The sequence below is a fragment of the Streptomyces sp. NPDC051243 genome (assembly GCF_044455405.1).
GTDB lineage: Bacteria > Actinomycetota > Actinomycetes > Streptomycetales > Streptomycetaceae > Streptomyces.
The window spans coordinates 189,127-205,544 of the sequence record NZ_JBITES010000009.1 but is presented as its reverse complement, the minus strand read 5'-3'; the positions used below and the strand labels follow the sequence as shown (position 1 = coordinate 205,544).

Sequence of the window (16,418 nt, the reverse complement as noted above, 5' to 3'; positions counted from 1 at the left end):
CGGCTCCGGCTAGTCGTCCGGGTCCTCCAACGCGGCCAGCGCCGGATCCAGCACGATGTCCTCGTCCCGTGCCTCGGTCGTCGGCTCCTCCGGGAAGTGGCAGGCCGTCAGGTGGCCCGCGTGGTTGCCGGAGATCTGGATGAGCGGCGGCTCCTCGGAGGCGCACTTGTCCTGCGCCTTCCAGCAGCGGGTGCGGAAGCGGCAGCCGGAGGGCGGTGAGATCGGGGACGGCACGTCACCGGCCAGACGGATCCGCTCGCGCTGGGTCGCCTCCTCGCCGGCCACGTTGACCTCGGGCACGGCGGAGAGCAGGGCGTGGGTGTAGGGGTGCCGGGGGCGGGTGTAGATGGAGTCGCGGTCGCCGACCTCGATCACCTTGCCGAGGTACATGACCGCCACGCGCTGCGAGAAGTGCCGTACGACGGCGAGGTCGTGGGCGATGAACAGGAACGCGATGCCGAGTTCCTGCTGCACCTTCTGGAGCAGGTTCACGACCTGTGCCTGGATGGAGACGTCGAGGGCGGAGACCGGCTCGTCCGCGACGATCAGCTTCGGCTCCAGGGCCAGGGCCCGGGCGACGCCGATGCGCTGGCGCTGACCGCCGGAGAACTCGTGCGGGAAGCGGTTGTAGTGCTCGGGGTTGAGGCCGACGATCTCCAGCAGCTCACGGACCCGCTTCTCCCTTCCCCCCTCCGGCTCGATCCCGTTGATCTCCATCGGGCCCGAGATGATCTTGCCGACCGTCTGGCGCGGGTTGAGGGAGGAGTACGGGTCCTGGAAGATCATCTGGATCTCGGACCTGATCGGTGCCAGCTGCTTGCGGGTGGCCCGCGTGATGTCCTTGCCGCGGTACGAGATCCTGCCGCCGGTCGGCTCCAGCAGCTTGGTGATCAGCCGGCCCGTGGTCGACTTGCCGCAGCCCGACTCCCCCACCAGACCGAAGCTCTCGCCGACGTGCACGGTCAGGTCGATGCCGTCCACCGCCTGCACCTGGCCGATCGTGCGGCGGATCGGGAAGCCGCCCTTGACCGGGAAGTGCTTGACGAGCTTCTCCACCACCAGCAGCGGTTCGCCGGGCGCCTCAGCGGCGGCCTCGCGGGGTGCGGGGAGGACGAGGTCCTCTGTCATCTCCGTGGTCCTCCTAGCCCAGTCGGGGCCTGATCTCGTCGATGAAAATGGTGCGCTTCTGCTCCGCCGTGAGGTGGCAGGCCGAGGCGCGGTCCGGGCCGAGCAAGGGGCGTTCGGTGACACAGCGGGCTGCGCCGACCCGTTCCTGGAACGTACAGCGAGGATGGAAGCGGCATCCAGACGGCGGGGTGAGCAGGGACGGCGGAGTGCCGGGGATCGGGGCCAGCGGGGCCGCGGGGTCCGAGTCCAGGCGCGGCATCGAGTTCAGCAGACCCCAGGTGTACGGGTGCTGGGGCGCCCGCAGCACCTCGTCGACCGTGCCGCGCTCGATCGCCGAGCCCGCGTACATCACCATGATGTCGTCGGCCATGTCGGCGATGACGCCCAGGTCGTGGGTGATGAAGATGATCGCCGAGCCGAACTCCTGTTGCAGCGACTTCAGCAGGTCCAGGATCTGGGCCTGCACCGTCACGTCGAGCGCGGTGGTGGGCTCGTCGGCGATCAGCAGATCGGGGTCGCAGACCAGCGCCATCGCGATCATCGCGCGCTGGCGCATACCGCCGGAGAACTGGTGCGGGTAGTCCTTCGCCCGCTGCCTCGGGTTGGGGATGCCGACCTTGTCCAGCATCTCCACCGCCCGCTCCCAGGCGGCCTTCTTCGAGGCGCGCATGTGCTTCATATACGGTTCGGCGATCTGCCGGCCCACCGTGTAGTACGGCGACAGCGCGGTGAGCGGGTCCTGGAAGATCATGGCGACCTTGTTGCCGCGCAGCTTCTCCAGCTCGGACTCCCGGGCGGTGGTCAACTCCTGGCCCTCCAGGAGGATCTCGCCCTCGACGGTGGTGAACATCGGGTTGTGCAGGCCGAGGATCGTCAGGTTCGTCACCGATTTCCCGGAGCCCGACTCGCCCACGATCCCCAGCGTCCTGCCGCGCTCCAGGTCGAAGGAGAGTCCGTCGACGGCCCGTACGACACCGTCTTCCGTCGTGAAGCTGACGTGCAGGTCCCGCACCGAGAGAAAGGCACCCGGATCGGCCGGGAAAGGAGCACCGGCTTCCTTGGTCAGAGTGGTCATGACGAGGCGCTCCTAGGCAAGCCGCACGCGCGGGTCGATGAAGGCGTAGGCGGCGTCGACGACGATGTTGCAGAGCAGGATCATGGTGGCGGAGAACAGCATCACGCCGAGGAGGAGCGGCAGATCGCTGAAGAACACCGACTCCACCGCCAGCCGGCCGAGCCCCGGGAGCCCGAAGGTGTACTCGGTGATGATGGCGCCGCCGAGCAGTGAGCCGAGGTCGATGCCGAAGATGGTGACGATGGGGATCAGCGAGCCGCGCCAGGCGTAGCGGAAGAAGACGTACCGCCGGGACATGCCCTTGGCGCGGGCCGTGCGCACGTGTTCCTCCTGGAGCTGCTCGATCATCGACGAGCGGGCCATACGGGTGTACTGCGAGGCGAAGATCGTGGACAGGACGACCCACGGGATGATCAGGCCGGTGAACCAGGCGCCCGGGTTCTCGGTGAACTCGTTGTAGGCGGGCTTGTCGAACAGGTGCGTCTGGTAGACGAGGATCGCCAGGGCGAGCGGGCCGAGGAAGTAGATCTGCATCGAGCTGATCACCATCGCGCCGGCCGTGAAGCTCTTGTCGACGATCGTGCCGCGCTTCCAGGCGGCGATCAGTCCGGCGCCCAGGCCGATGATCAGGAAGCAGACCGCCCCGCCGAGGGTGAGCGAGAGGGTGGTGGGCAGCCGGTCCATCAGGGTGCCCCAGACCTGCTCGTTGGAGTGGTACGAGTATCCGAAGCAGGGGGCGGGGCAGGGGCCCTGGGCGAAGTCGTCGCTGCCCGTGACGAGATTGGTCAGGAAGATCCAGTACTGCTCGGGGATCGGCTTGTCGAGGCCCAGCACCCGGTGCAGGTTCTCCAGGTTGGCCGGGGTGCAGGTCTTGCCGCACATCAGGAGCGCCGGGTCGCGCGGCATCCCGAAGAACAGCAGGAACGTGACGATGCTCAGCAGGAAGAGGATGACGACGGCGCCGAGGGACCGGCGGACCAGGAAGCGCAGCATGGCAGGCAGCTCTCAGACGTCGGCGGGCCGGACGGCGCCCGGTGCGCCCTCGTCGCGGGGCGCACCGGGTGCCTGAGCGGGCGGGTTACTTGACGTACAGGCGGCGCGGGTCGACGCCGGCGATGATGTCGTCGTAGACGAGGCCGCCGATCTTGGACCCGGCGATCTGGGTCTGCTTGTAGTAGCCGGTCGGCACGACGTTCACGACCTTCGTGAGCAGGTACTTGTCGAGCTTCTCCCACTCGGCCGCGGCCTTGACCGGGTCGGTGATCTTGCTGATCCGGTCGATCTCGCTGTTGACCTTGGGGTCGTTGACCTGGGAGTAGTTCTGTGCGCCCTCGGCGATTCCGCGTCCGTCGTACAGCGGCGGGATCACGGTCGAGGCGGACGGCCAGTCGGCGCCCCACGCGGTGTGGAAGATGTCGTAGTTGTTGTCCAGCCTGCTGACCTGGTCGTAGTACGTCTCGGCCGGGATCTCCTGGCGCTGGACGTCGAAGCCGGCCTTCTCCAGGCCCGCCGCCATGGCGGTGGAGTACTGCTGGCCCTCCGGGGTGTTGATGTAGCCGAAGGTCAGCTTCAGGCCGACCTTGCCGGCCTCCTCCAGGAGCTTCTTGGCCTTGGCCGGGTCACCGGCGGGCTTCTTCTTCTTGCCGAACGGGTCGAACGACGGGTCGTAGCCGCTCACGGTCGGGCTGATGATGCCGCCCGCGACCTCCATCGCGTCGGTGCCGCCGTAGGCACGCACGAACGGCGTGGACGGCAGGGCGTAGGCGATGGCCTGACGGACCTTGAGTTCCTTCATCTCCGGGTGGCTCATGTTGATGTTCATCTGGCCGACGTACGGCTGGTAGCCGCCGACGGTGCGCGACTTGAGCTTCGGGTCGTTCAGGACCTTGGAGAGGTTGCCCGCGTCGACGGCGTTGCTGAAGCTGACGCCGGTCCGGTCGGTGCCGCTGTCGGCGAGGAGCGCCTTGGTGGAGTCCTCGTACTGCTGGTTGAAGGTGATGTTGAACCGGTCGACGTACTGGTGCCGCAGCGGGTCCGTGGCCGGGTCCCAGTTGGTGTTCTTCACCAGCACCATCGACTTGCCGGACTTGAACTCCTGGATCTTGTACGGCCCGGTCACCACCGGGTCCTTGTCGTACTTCTCCTTGGTGTCGCCCTTCTCGGAGACGATGGCGTAGCCCGTCATGGCCAGGGCGTACGGCAGGTCCGGGTGTGGCGTCTTGAACTTGAAGACGACCGTTTTCTCGTTCGGCGTCTCGAGGATGGTGTCCGGCAGGTGCTTGCCCTTGTACGGGCCGTCCGGCAGCAGCTTGCGGTAGTCGGCGCCCGGGGTGTCGGCCAGCCACTGCTGGATGTAGGGCGGGCCCTGGTTGATGAAGGACGCGAACTGCCGCTCGAAGGTGTGGCGGACGTCGGCCGAGGTGATCGCGGAGCCGTCCTCGAACTTGATGCCGTCCTTGAGCGTGAACTTCCAGGTCTTGCCGCCGTCCGTGGTGGTGCCGGAGTCGGTGGCGAGGTCGCCGACGACCTCGTGCTTCTTGCCGTCGTTGCTGGTCGCCTTGTAGCCGGTGAGCCCTCTGTGCAGCAGCTGGGAGACCGACATCTCGTCCTGGACGTAGACCTGGGCCGGGTCCAGGTGGGCGTAACTGTCGCGGGCCAGCACCGAGATGGTGCCGCCGCTCTTGGCGCCGGGGACCTCGGCGGCGGGGCCCTTGGACGCCGCGGCGTCCCCGAACTTGATGGCCGCCTGCTGCCGTTCGGCGTTCTCCTGCTGTTCCTTGTCGTTGCCACTGCCCTTGCTGCCGCCCTCGCTGCACCCGGTCAGCACGAGTGCGCCGGCCGCGAGCACCGAGATTGCCGCGTATACGTGGCGTCCGCCCCTACTCATCACTCAGTTTCCACCCATCTGTGTGTCACCAGTGCTGTGCCAAGGAAGTGCCAGTGCGTAGTGCCAAGTGGGTACTGCGAAGTGCGTACTGCCTAGTGCCAAGTGCGTACTGCCTAGTGCGTAGTGCCTGGTGCTTGGTGCCGACCAGTGCGTCAGCGCGCCGTCTTGGGGTCGAAGGCGTCCCTGACGGAGTCCCCCAGCAGGTTGAACGCCACGATGAAGATGATCATCGAGATGCCGGGGAAGAACATGTAGGTGATGTCGTTCTGCATCACGAGCTCGGTGGACGCCTTGGAGAACATCTGCCCCCAGTCCGGCGTCGGTTCGACGATGCCCACGCCGAGGAAGGACAGACCGGCCTCGGCGGTCACGAAGTTGGGGAGCATGTAGGTGCCCTGCACCAGGATCGGCGTGACCACGTTCGGCAGGATCTCCTTGCGGATGATCCGCCACGGCGGGGCCCCGCTGACCTTGGCCGCCTCGATGAACTCCCGTTCCCGCAGGGCGAGTGTGGTGCCTCTGAGGATCCGCGCGAGGCTCATCCAGCCCAGGAACCACATTACGAGGATCAGGGCGACCACCCTGACGTAGACGGGCGTCTCGTCGCGCGGGCTGACGAACAGTGAGACCACGACCGGCATGCTGGCGATGAAGAACAGCTGGGACGGGAAGGCGAGGAGGAAGTCGATGACCCGGCTGATCCAGTAGTCCGCCTTGCCGCCGAGGTAGCCGGCCGTGACGCCGAGGAGGATCCCGGTGAGCACGGTCGCGAGGGTGACGGCGACCGAGATGCCCAGCGAGGTCCGGATGCCGTAGAGGAGTTTGGTGAAGACGTCGTACCCGTTGCCGGGTTCGAGGCCGAACCAGAACTCGCCGCTGATCCCGCCGTTGGGCTGCACCGGCACGCCCGCGCTGTCGAACAGCTCGGGGCGTTCGTCGGCGTACACCGTGTACGGGTCCTTGCCGTACAGCCAGGAGATCACGGGCGCGAGCAGGCCGATCAGGAAGAAGAAGATGACGACATAGGCCGAGATCACGCCGGTGCGGTCACGTTTGAAGCGGATCCACATCAGCTGGCCGGGGGAACGCCCGACCAGCTGCTCGTCCTCGGCCTTCGCGTCCGGCGGTGGTTCGCCGTCCGCGATGGCCGAGGTGCCGCCACCCTCAATACCGATACGACTTGTCACGTTTCGCCCGTTTCACTGGTATGGATATGCCAGAACGAGGCGTGCGGGATCCCGCAGCCGGACGCGCGTAGGAAGGGTCAACCAACCCCCTGGTGCCGCTAACTATCTGCCATGCGCCAACTACCGACCACCCGTCTTTAATCTCAATTCAGTCACAGCTCACGCAAAGATCTTCCAGATTCCGGACAAACCGTTTGCGCGATAAGGGCGCGAAACGGACTTGTTACCTGGCTATCATGCGGGAATCTCCGCATTTCGGACATGGGGTTGGTTCTCGGCCAGGCAAAAACGGCTTGCGAAAAAGCCCGGGCTCCCCCATGACGGGGGAGCCCGGGCTCAGGTGTCCGATACTCAGCCGTGCTTGGCGCGGCTCGCGGCGCGGGCGCGCTCGCGGGCGTCCAGGTTCACCTTGCGGATGCGGACCGCCTCCGGCGTCACCTCGACGCACTCGTCGTCACGGCAGAACTCCAGGGACTGCTCCAGCGACAGCTTGCGCGGCGGGACGATCGACTCGGCGACATCGGCCGTGGACGACCGCATGTTGGTGAGCTTCTTCTCCTTGGTGATGTTGACGTCCATGTCGTCGGCGCGCGAGTTCTCGCCGACGATCATGCCCTCGTACACCTCGGTGCCGGGCTCCACGAACAGCACGCCGCGCTCCTGGAGGTTGGTCATCGCGAACGCGGTGACGGCACCGGAGCGGTCGGCGACCAGCGAGCCGTTGTTGCGGGTCGTCAGGGTGCCGAACCAGGGCTCGAAGCCCTCGTGGATGGAGTGGCCGATGCCGGTGCCGCGGGTCTGCGTCAGGAACTCGGTCCGGAAGCCGATGAGACCACGGGACGGAACGACGAACTCCATGCGCACCCAACCGGAGCCGTGGTTGGACATGTTGTCCATACGGCCCTTGCGCACACCCATCAGCTGCGTGACGGCACCCATGTGCTCCTCGGGCACGTCGATGGTCATGCGCTCGACGGGCTCGTAGACCTTGCCGTCCACGTCCTTGGTGACGACCTGCGGCTTGCCGATGGTCAGCTCGAAGCCCTCGCGGCGCATCTGCTCGACCAGGATGGCCAGCGCCAGCTCACCACGGCCCTGCACCTCCCAGGCGTCCGGCCGGTCGGTGTCCAGGACACGGAGGCTGACGTTACCGATCAGCTCGCGGTCCAGGCGGTCCTTGACCTGACGGGCGGTCACCTTGCGGTCCTTGACGGCCGCCTTGGCGTCGGCGCCCTTGCCGGTGCCGCCGCGGCCGACCAGCGGGGAGGTGTTGGTGCCGATGACCATGGAGATCGCGGGCTCGTCGACCGTGATCAGCGGGAGCGGCACCGGGTTCTCGGTGTCGGCCAGGGTCTCGCCGATCATGATGTCCGGGATGCCGGCGACGGCACAGATGTCACCGGGGCCGGCCACCTCGGCCGGCTTGCGGGTGAGCGCCTCGGTCATCATCAGCTCGCTGATGCGGACGTTGGTCACGGAGCCGTCGCGCTTCATCCACGCGACGGTCTGGCCCTTCTTCAGCTCGCCCTGGTGCACCCGCAGCAGCGCGATACGGCCGAGGAAGTTGTCGGCGTCGAGGTTGGTGACGTGGGCCTGGAGCGGGGCGTCCTCGTCGAAGGTGGGCGCCGGGATGTGCTCCAGGATGGTGGAGAAGAACGGCTCCAGGCTGGTGGAGTCGGCGGGCACGGTCCCGTCGTCCGGCTTGGTGAGGGACGCGATGCCGTCGCGGCCGCAGGCGTAGACGATCGGGAACTCGATCTGCTCCTCGTCGGCGTCCAGGTCGAGGAAGAGGTCGTACGTCTCGTTCACGACCTCGTCGATACGGGCGTCCGGCCGGTCCGTCTTGTTGATGCACAGGATGATCGGCAGCCGGGCCTGGAGGGCCTTGCGCAGCACGAAGCGGGTCTGGGGCAGCGGGCCCTCGGAGGCATCGACGAGCAGCACGACACCGTCCACCATCGACAGACCGCGCTCGACCTCACCGCCGAAGTCGGCGTGGCCCGGGGTGTCGATGATGTTGATCGTGATCGGGTCCCCGCCGTCCTTGGGGTGGTACTTCACCGCCGTGTTCTTGGCGAGGATCGTGATGCCCTTCTCACGCTCCAGGTCGTTCGAGTCCATGACCCGGTCGTCGACGGAGTCGAGCTGGTGCGCGGCGAAGGCGCCGGCCTGCTTCAGCATGCCGTCGACGATGGTGGTCTTGCCGTGGTCGACGTGGGCGACGATGGCGACGTTGCGGATGTCGTGGCGCGTGGCCATATTGCGGCGTACTCCCGGAGTGAGTGGACGGCCCTGCTGCGTACGTCTGTGTTACGCGGGCCCTGCCGGGCGGAACATGCCACGGCCTCACCCCATGGTACGGGGCCGCTGCCGCTGGGGCTTGGCGGGATGCTTCAGTGCAGGTCAGCTGGAGGATTGCCGCTCCTGCACGCCCGCACTGGGGGCCTGCGGCCCCCAGACCCCCGCTTCGGCCCCGAAAGAGCCTCGTCCTCAGACTCCCCCAGAGGTGGCACCCCCGGACGGGCTGGATGATGCCGGCCTCGCCGCCTTCTTCAGGAAGCCCATGTCCTCGTACACCGGCGTCCCGAAACCGAAGGCGCCGGCGTTGGCGACGTTCGTCTTCGCCGCGGTGAGCTGGGGGCGCTGGTAGAGGGGGATCGAGCCGGCGGCCGCCCAGATGCGGGAGTCGGCCTTGCGGATCAGGGAGCGGGACTCGGACTCGTCGAGGGTGGCGATCGCCTGGTCGAAGAGCTGGTCGACCTGGTCGGTGCCGACGCGTGTGTAGTTCTGCTCGACGTTCAGGGAGCCGTCGGCGGCCGGCACCGGCTTGGCGTAGATCGGGCGGGCGTCGGTCGCGGGGTAGGCGGAGCTGGGCCAGGAGTAGAGGGCGAGGTCGTACTGGCCGGACGCGATGTGGTCCTTGAAGTAGCTCTCGTCCGAGACCTTGGTGATCGCCGTGCGGATGCCGACCCGTTCCAGCATCAGGCTGATCCGGTCCGCCACCGTGCGCAGCGTCTGGGAGCCCTCGCCCTCCGGGACCACGAAGCGCAGCGACAGGGGCTTGCCGTCCTTCGCCAGCGGCCGGGCCGCCGCGCCCGCCGGTGCCGGAGAGCCTGCCGGTGCCGGGGTGCCTTGGGGGGCGTACGCGCCGGGTGCCGAGCCCTGGTGCAGCTGGTTGTTGCCGTACTGCTTGCCGTCCTGGGCGAGGTGATCCCCCTTGCGGCCTTCATCGCCGTCCGCCTTGTTGTCCTCGCCGACGATGTATCGCCCGTCGTTCCCGCCCGGCGACTCGGAGTCCTTCCGCGAGTCGTTCGCCGACCCGTCCGCCGAGTCCTTCGCGGTCTCCTTTCGGGTGTCCTTCCCGCCGCCCTTCTCGCCTTCGTCCGCCTTGCCCTCCTTGCCTTCCTTGCCCTGCTTGCCTTCCTTGCCTTCCTTGTCTTCCTTGTCAGCCCTCTTCCCCGCCGATCCCGCCGCCTTCTCCTCCTTCGTCCCCTCCTTGATCGGCCCGCCCCGCACCCACCCCGCGTCCGCCAGCAGCGCCTGGGCCTCCGCCGTGTCCTGGCCGCCGATCGCCCCGCTGTTGTCGGCGTACGCGGCCTGGCCGGACAGCGCGAGGTGGCTGCCGACCGGTTCGGCGGGCAGGCCGAGTGGGGTGAGGACCAGCTTCGCCAGTTCCTTGCGGTCGATCGCGCGGGCCACGGCCCGGCGCACGCGTTCGTCGGCGAGCGGACCGTCGGCGCCGTTGAGGGCGAGCTGGGTGTACGTCGGTTCCAGGGACTTGCGCACCTCGAAGCCCCGGAAGGCCGCCGCCTCGCGCCGCTGCTCGGGGGTCGTCCTGCGCCCGTCCGGGCCCATCAGCGGCGAAGCCGATCCGGTGGCACTGGCGGTCGCGGCCCTCGGCGGCGCCGCGAGCGCGATGCGCCGGGCCGCTGCGGGGTCGACCTCGGCCAGGTCGAGCCGGCCCGCGGCCAGCTCGGCGGCGCGCTCGTCGCGCGGCACGGCCCGCAGCACGATCTCCTGCAGCTTGGCCCGCTCTCCCCACCAGCGGGGGTTGCGGGCCAGCCGGACCTCGTCGTTCTTGCGGTCGATCCGCTTCACGGCGAACGGCCCGGCGCTGACCTTGAGCTTGCGCCGCGCCCCGTCGTTGAACGAGTCCGGCGTGCCCATGACCTCCTTCGGGTACAGCGGCGAGAAGAGAGAGCGCCAGTCGGCGTACGGCCGCGCGAAGGTCACCCGGACCTCCAGGTCGCCCTTGCCGCGCTCGATCTTCTCGATCCGGTCGTAGCCGGCGTTGCGGGCGGTCCAGTAGGCGCTGTCCTTGCCGGACAGGGCCCGCCACTGGGCGGCGAAGTCGGCGGCGCCGATCTCCCGGCCGTCGCTCCAGACGGCCTGCTGGTTGAGCTTGTACAGCACGACCTGCTTGGGCTCGGTCTCGACGATCTTGGCGGACTCCAGGTAGTCGGGGTTGCGCTCCGGGCGGCCGCTCGCGTCGAGCCGGTACATCGAGGGCAGGGTGGCCTGGGCGATCCGGGTGGTGGTCGCGTCGGCGTCCGACTGGAAGGTGTTCAGCGTCTCCGGGACGGCGTCCACGGCCCACCGCAGCGTGCCGCCGTCGGCGACCTGGTCCCGGTCGGCCGATCCGATGTCCTGTCCGGCGAGCGGCTTTCCGGCCGGATCTGGGTCGCTGCACCCGGCGAGCGCGGGCACCGCGAGCACACCAGCGGCAAGGAAGGCGACCGACCGCATGACCGCGCCCCGGCCGGGCCCGGTTCCTACGCTGTGGGACATCTCAGGTACCTCCGGGGAGCCGCTCCCGCCGGTGACGATTAGTGTGTTCTGATCACGTTTGGCGGTATTTTGGAGTTGATCAGATCTAAGGGCCCCCACTGAAGAGGAAAGGGTTCGCCAGGCGGAGTCGACACGGCGGCGGGGACGCGCAAGGCCACCCGTGTGGAGCAACGCATCAGCGACGCGCTCCCACACGAACCGAGCGGCGCTCCCCCGCGCTCCCTCCGGCCCCCCGGCGTACACAGAGCGCATGCGGGCGCGCGTCGGAGGCGTGCAATCCGCCAATCGCTGCACACGCCTTCACAGCGACAGGTGTGACGCGCAACACTCGCAGGCGCATGAACGTTGCCACCCAGGGCCGAAGGGCCCACGGAAGTGAGGTCACGTCATGTCCGTGCAAGACGACCTGACAGCTGTCCAGCGCTGCCTCGACGACCTGGCCCGGTCCGTGGGCCGCCTCGAGCAGCACCTGGGCACCGCCGGGCTGGAGATGCGCCGCGTGCGCACCGACGCCAACCACCTGCGCGAGAGCGTGGCACTGCTGCGGGAGTCGGCCACGACCCCCGGCGGTCAGCGCAGGCCGGAGCTCGTCACCATCCCCGACACGCCGTACGACGACTCTCTGTGGATCGACACGGATGACGAGGGTCTCGGCGCCCGGGACCGCCGCGCCCCCTGATCCCTCCCCCTGACCCGACCGGAGTCATGCATTGGCCACTGGTACGGAACCCCATCTGAACAGCGGCGGCGTACGAACGGGTACGCGCGCCGCGATCGCCGCCCCGCACCTGCGGACCGACCGCTGGTGGCTGGCCCCCGCCGTCACCGCGGCCGGTCTGCTCGCCTTCGTCGTCTACTCGACCTGGCGGGCCTTCGCCAACGCGGACTACTACGCGGCGCCGTACGTCTCCCCGTTCTACTCGCCCTGTCTGGCGGAGAACTGCGAGCCCATGCGCGCCGGGCCGAACTGGGACCTCTTCGGGAGCTGGTGGGGCGTCTCCCCCGCGATCATCATCCTGATCTTCCCGCTCGGCTTCCGGCTGACCTGCTACTACTACCGCAAGGCCTACTACCGCGGCTTCTGGATGTCGCCCCCGGCCTGCGCGGTGGCGGAGCCGCACAAGAAGTACTCCGGTGAGACGCGGTTCCCGCTGATCCTGCAGAACATCCACCGGTACTTCTTCTACGCCGCGATCCCGGTCGCCGGGATCCTGACGTACGACACGGTGCTCGCCTTCCGCGACGAGAACTACGAGTGGGGCCACATGGGCCTCGGCACCCTCGTCTTCCTCGTCAACATCGTGCTGATCTGGGCTTACACCCTGTCCTGTCACTCCTGCCGGCACATCGTCGGCGGCAAGCTCAAGCACTTCTCCAAACACCCCGTGCGCTACCGGATGTGGCAGTGGATCGGGAAGCTCAACGCCCGCCACATGCTGCTCGCCTGGACGTCGCTGGTGAGCGTGGCGCTCGCCGACTTCTACGTCTATCTCGTCGCGTCCGGGGTCTTCGACGATCCGCGCTTCTTCTAGATTTGGTGGGGACTGAACTGATGTCCGTGGTCGAACGGCAGGAGTGGGACGTCGTCGTGGTCGGCGCCGGGGGCGCGGGCCTGCGGGCCGCGATCGAGGCACGCGAGCGCGGCGCCCGTACGGCGGTGATCTGCAAGTCGCTGTTCGGCAAGGCGCACACGGTGATGGCCGAGGGCGGCATCGCGGCGGCCATGGCCAACGCCAACGAGCACGACAACTGGCAGGTCCACTTCCGCGACACCATGCGTGGCGGCAAGTTCCTCAACCAGTGGCGGATGGCCGAGCTGCACGCCCGGGAGGCGCCGGACCGGGTGTGGGAGCTGGAGACGTGGGGCGCGCTGTTCGACCGGACGAAGGACGGCCGTATCTCGCAGCGCAACTTCGGCGGCCACGAGTACCCGCGCCTGGCGCACGTCGGCGACCGCACCGGCCTGGAGCTGATCCGCACCCTCCAGCAGAAGATCGTCTCGCTCCAGCAGGAGGACAAGAAGGAGACCGGGGACTACGAGTCCCGGCTGAAGGTCTACCAGGAGTGCACGGTCACCCGGATCCTGAAGGACGCCTCGGGCCAGGTCTCCGGGGTGTTCGCGTACGAGCGCGAGAGCGGCCGGTTCTTCGTGCTGGAGGCGCCCGCCGTCGTCATCGCGACGGGCGGGATCGGCAAGTCCTTCAAGGTGACGTCGAACTCCTGGGAGTACACCGGCGACGGGCACGCGCTGGCGCTGCTCGCCGGGGCACCCCTGCTGAACATGGAGTTCGTGCAGTTCCATCCGACGGGCATGGTCTGGCCGCCGTCGGTGAAGGGGATCCTGGTCACGGAGTCGGTGCGTGGCGACGGAGGGGTGCTGCGCAACTCCGAGGGCAAGCGGTTCATGTTCGACTACATCCCCGACGTCTTCAAGGAGAAGTACGCCGAGTCGGAGGAGGAGGGCGACCGCTGGTACGAGGACCCGGACAACAACCGGCGGCCCCCCGAGCTGCTCCCGCGTGACGAGGTGGCGCGCGCGATCAACGCCGAGGTGAAGGCCGGCCGGGGCTCGCCGCACGGCGGGGTCTTCCTCGACGTGTCCACCCGGATGCCGGCCGAGGTCATCCGCCGTCGGCTGCCGTCCATGTACCACCAGTTCAAGGAGCTGGCGGACGTGGACATCACGGCGGAGGCGATGGAGGTCGGGCCGACCTGCCACTACGTCATGGGCGGTATCGCGGTCGAGTCCGACACGGCGGCGGCGCGTGGCGTGCCCGGCCTGTACGCGGCCGGTGAGGTGGCCGGCGGCATGCACGGCTCGAACCGCCTGGGCGGGAACTCGCTCTCCGACCTCCTGGTGTTCGGGCGCCGGGCGGGCTGGCACGCCGCCGAGTACGCGGCCGCGCGGGCCTTCCAACGCCCCGAGGTCAGCGACCTGGAGGTCGACACTGCGGCCGCGGAGGCGCTGCGGCCCTTCTCGGCGGAGGGCCCGGTCGGGGGCGAGGCGGACGGACGCCCGCCGGAGAACCCGTACACCCTCCACCAGGAGCTCCAGCAGACCATGAACGACCTCGTCGGCATCATCCGCCGCGAGGGCGAGATGGAGCAGGCGCTGGAGAAGCTCGCGGAGCTGCGGGTACGGGCCCGAAGGGCCGGAGTCGAGGGTCACCGTCAGTTCAACCCCGGCTGGCACCTCGCGCTCGACCTGCGCAACATGCTGCTGGTCAGCGAGTGCGTGGCCCGGGCGGCGCTGGAGCGCACGGAGTCGCGGGGCGGCCACACCCGCGAGGACCATCCGACGATGGACCGCAAGTGGCGCAACATCAACCTGCTGTGCCGGCTGGCCGACCCGACGGGCGGACTCGCGGCCACCGACCCGGAACGCGGCCAGATCGACCTCGTACGGGAGACCACCGACCCCGTCCGCCCGGACCTGCTCGCTCTCTTCGACAAGGAGGAGCTGGTCAAGTACCTCGCCGAAGAGGAGCTCTACCAGTGAGCAGCTACGAGGCCCGCTTCAAGGTGTGGCGGGGCGATGTGCAGGGCGGCGGCCTGGAGGACTTCAAGGTCGAGGTGAACGAGGGCGAGGTGGTTCTCGACATCATCCATCGCCTGCAGGCCACCCAGGCCCCCGACCTGGCCGTCCGCTGGAACTGCAAGGCGGGCAAGTGCGGTTCGTGTTCGGCCGAGATCAACGGGCGGCCGCGGCTGATGTGCATGACGCGCATGTCGGTGTTCACCCGGGAGGAGACGATCACCGTCACGCCGCTGCGCGCCTTCCCCGTCGTCCGGGACCTGGTCACGGACGTCGGCTTCAACTACGAGAAGGCGCGCGAGGTCCCGTCCTTCGTGCCGCCGGAAGGCCTGGGGCCCGGCGAGTACCGGATGATGCAGGAGGACGTGGACCGCTCGCAGGAGTTCCGCAAGTGCATCGAGTGCTTCCTGTGCCAGGACACCTGCCATGTCGTGCGTGACCACGAGGAGAACAAGCCGGCGTTCGCGGGCCCGCGCTTCCTCATGCGGGTCGCCGAACTGGACATGCACCCGCTGGACGCGGCGGGCGAGAGCGGACTGGACCGCAAGAAGACCGCCCAGGACGAACACGGCCTCGGCTACTGCAACATCACCAAGTGCTGCACGGAGGTCTGCCCCGAGGGCATCAAGATCACGGACAACGCGCTGATCCCCTTGAAGGAGCGGGCGGTCGACCGCAAGTACGACCCGTTGGTGTGGCTGGGGTCGAAGATCAGGAGGCGCACCCCGCAATGATCAGGGCCTGTTCGAGACTGTGCTCGGCGATGCCGCGCAGGAAGTCCGGGTCGTGGAAGTCACCGACGTCGAGGAGGCGCAGGGGGCCTGCCACGAGGGAGAGGTGCATCGCCAGCCGGTAGAGGCTCAGGCGGTGTTCGTCGAGGCCCGGGGCGCGCAGGGCGGCGTAGTGAGGGCCGAAGCGCCGGCGCAGGAAGACGTGCTCGTACTCGACGTCGAAGTACAGCAGGCCTTCGATGTCGATGAGGGCGAGGTCGCCGTCGGCGGTCAGGAGGACGTGGTCCCCGCCGAGTTCGCCGTGGATGAGCGTGGGACGGCCGGTGCGGGGGCGGACCTCGGCCGCCAGGCTCCGCAGCGTTTCCTCGAGTGGGGTGTGCGCCGCGGCGACGCGGGGCTCGCGGGCGACGAGTCGGTTCAGGTCGCGCAACGCCCCGTCGAGGACGCGCTGCTCGCACGAAACGCCGTGTGAGGAACCGCCGTTGTCGACGACGGCGACCTTGCCGAGGCGCGGTCCGGTGCAGGCGTGCAGGGTGTCGAGCAGGACCCTCATCCGGGCCAGGGCCCCGGGCGCGGCCTGCGGATCGCGGGCCAGGAGGTCCTCCAGGGTGCCGCCGGAGAGGTCCTCGACGATCGCCGCGTCCGCCGGGAGGTGGGTGTGGGTGGGGTCCGCGTGCAGGAGGCGCGGGGTGCGGACGCCGGCCGCGGTCAGGCGGGCGTGGGCCGCGGTGAAGAGGTCGAGGCCGGAAGCGTGTGAGAAGGGGTCACGGGGGTCGGCCGGACCGGCGTCCCAGTAGTCCTCGTCGGCGGACCAGACGTAGGCGACGGCGGTCGAGCCGTCGTCGAGGGTGAGGCGGTAGACGCCCTTTCTGGTGCCGCCGCGCAGTCGGGTCACGGCGGTGAGGGTGCGGGTGGGGCCGAGGGCGGCGCGGGTGAGGGGTGCGAGGTCGGGGGCGGCCAGAGTGCGGCGGGTGGCGGTCATCCGGCCCAGTTTTCCGGATACGCAGTCCGGGCCGCCTCCGTGTTTCCGACCGACGGCCCGTACGGCTCCCCACCCTGGGCGCGCCCCGCAGGCACTGCGGACGCA

At 68.7% G+C, this 16,418-nt stretch carries 12 protein-coding genes; 4 read left to right on the top strand and 8 right to left on the bottom strand.

The annotated features are described in order from the left end of the window. Positions 1-9 precede the first annotated feature (9 nt). The 7 genes from ACIBAG_RS24005 to ACIBAG_RS23975 form a co-directional block, all read right to left on the bottom strand. Positions 10-1,128: an ABC transporter ATP-binding protein gene (locus ACIBAG_RS24005; RefSeq protein WP_399107540.1), complete on the bottom strand. Its 1,119-nt coding sequence runs from the start codon at positions 1,126-1,128 to the stop codon at positions 10-12. A gap of 13 nt (positions 1,129-1,141) precedes the next feature. Then, positions 1,142-2,203, bottom strand: a complete 1,062-nt coding sequence (locus ACIBAG_RS24000; RefSeq protein WP_399107539.1) for an ABC transporter ATP-binding protein — start codon at positions 2,201-2,203, stop codon at positions 1,142-1,144. A gap of 12 nt (positions 2,204-2,215) precedes the next feature. Beyond that, on the bottom strand, positions 2,216-3,196 hold the full coding sequence (locus ACIBAG_RS23995) for an ABC transporter permease (RefSeq protein ID WP_399107538.1): 981 nt from the start codon (positions 3,194-3,196) through the stop codon (positions 2,216-2,218). A gap of 85 nt (positions 3,197-3,281) precedes the next feature. Then, positions 3,282-5,090: an ABC transporter substrate-binding protein gene (locus tag ACIBAG_RS23990; RefSeq protein WP_399107537.1), complete on the bottom strand. Its 1,809-nt coding sequence runs from the start codon at positions 5,088-5,090 to the stop codon at positions 3,282-3,284. Positions 5,091-5,242: 152 nt separating this feature from the next. Next, positions 5,243-6,277, bottom strand: coding sequence for an ABC transporter permease (locus ACIBAG_RS23985; protein WP_399107536.1), 1,035 nt, complete (start codon positions 6,275-6,277; stop codon positions 5,243-5,245). A 351-nt stretch (positions 6,278-6,628) separates the two neighbouring features. After that, the gene (gene typA / locus ACIBAG_RS23980) at positions 6,629-8,536 is read right to left on the bottom strand and encodes a translational GTPase TypA (protein WP_399107535.1); all 1,908 of its coding nucleotides are present in this window, start codon (positions 8,534-8,536) and stop codon (positions 6,629-6,631) included. 231 nt (positions 8,537-8,767) lie between these two features. After that, positions 8,768-11,065 carry an ABC transporter substrate-binding protein gene (locus ACIBAG_RS23975; RefSeq protein ID WP_399107534.1) on the bottom strand — a complete coding sequence of 766 codons (2,298 nt, stop codon included), beginning with the start codon at positions 11,063-11,065 and terminating at the stop codon, positions 8,768-8,770. A gap of 388 nt (positions 11,066-11,453) precedes the next feature. Here ACIBAG_RS23975 and ACIBAG_RS23970 point away from each other — a divergent pair, with 388 nt between their 5' ends. From ACIBAG_RS23970 to ACIBAG_RS23955, 4 genes are read left to right on the top strand one after another with little or no spacing between them, the layout of a single operon-like run. Continuing rightward, positions 11,454-11,744 (top strand): hypothetical protein, encoded by a 291-nt coding sequence (locus ACIBAG_RS23970; RefSeq protein WP_399107533.1) that lies wholly within the window; start codon positions 11,454-11,456, stop codon positions 11,742-11,744. A gap of 31 nt (positions 11,745-11,775) precedes the next feature. Further along, positions 11,776-12,597 carry a hypothetical protein gene (locus ACIBAG_RS23965; RefSeq protein ID WP_399107532.1) on the top strand — a complete coding sequence of 274 codons (822 nt, stop codon included), beginning with the start codon at positions 11,776-11,778 and terminating at the stop codon, positions 12,595-12,597. Between the two features lie 20 nt (positions 12,598-12,617). Continuing rightward, on the top strand, positions 12,618-14,564 hold the full coding sequence (locus tag ACIBAG_RS23960) for a fumarate reductase/succinate dehydrogenase flavoprotein subunit (protein WP_399107531.1): 1,947 nt from the start codon (positions 12,618-12,620) through the stop codon (positions 14,562-14,564). Continuing rightward, complete coding sequence (locus ACIBAG_RS23955; protein WP_399107530.1) at positions 14,561-15,334, top strand: succinate dehydrogenase/fumarate reductase iron-sulfur subunit; 774 nt, start codon at positions 14,561-14,563, stop codon at positions 15,332-15,334. Before ACIBAG_RS23960 ends, ACIBAG_RS23955 begins: the two co-directional genes overlap by 4 nt. Here the strand turns inward: ACIBAG_RS23955 and ACIBAG_RS23950 are convergent. Beyond that, on the bottom strand, positions 15,312-16,313 hold the full coding sequence (locus tag ACIBAG_RS23950) for a phosphotransferase family protein (protein ID WP_399107529.1): 1,002 nt from the start codon (positions 16,311-16,313) through the stop codon (positions 15,312-15,314). The two genes, ACIBAG_RS23955 and ACIBAG_RS23950, sit on opposite strands and share 23 nt — an antisense overlap. Positions 16,314-16,418 lie beyond the last annotated feature (105 nt).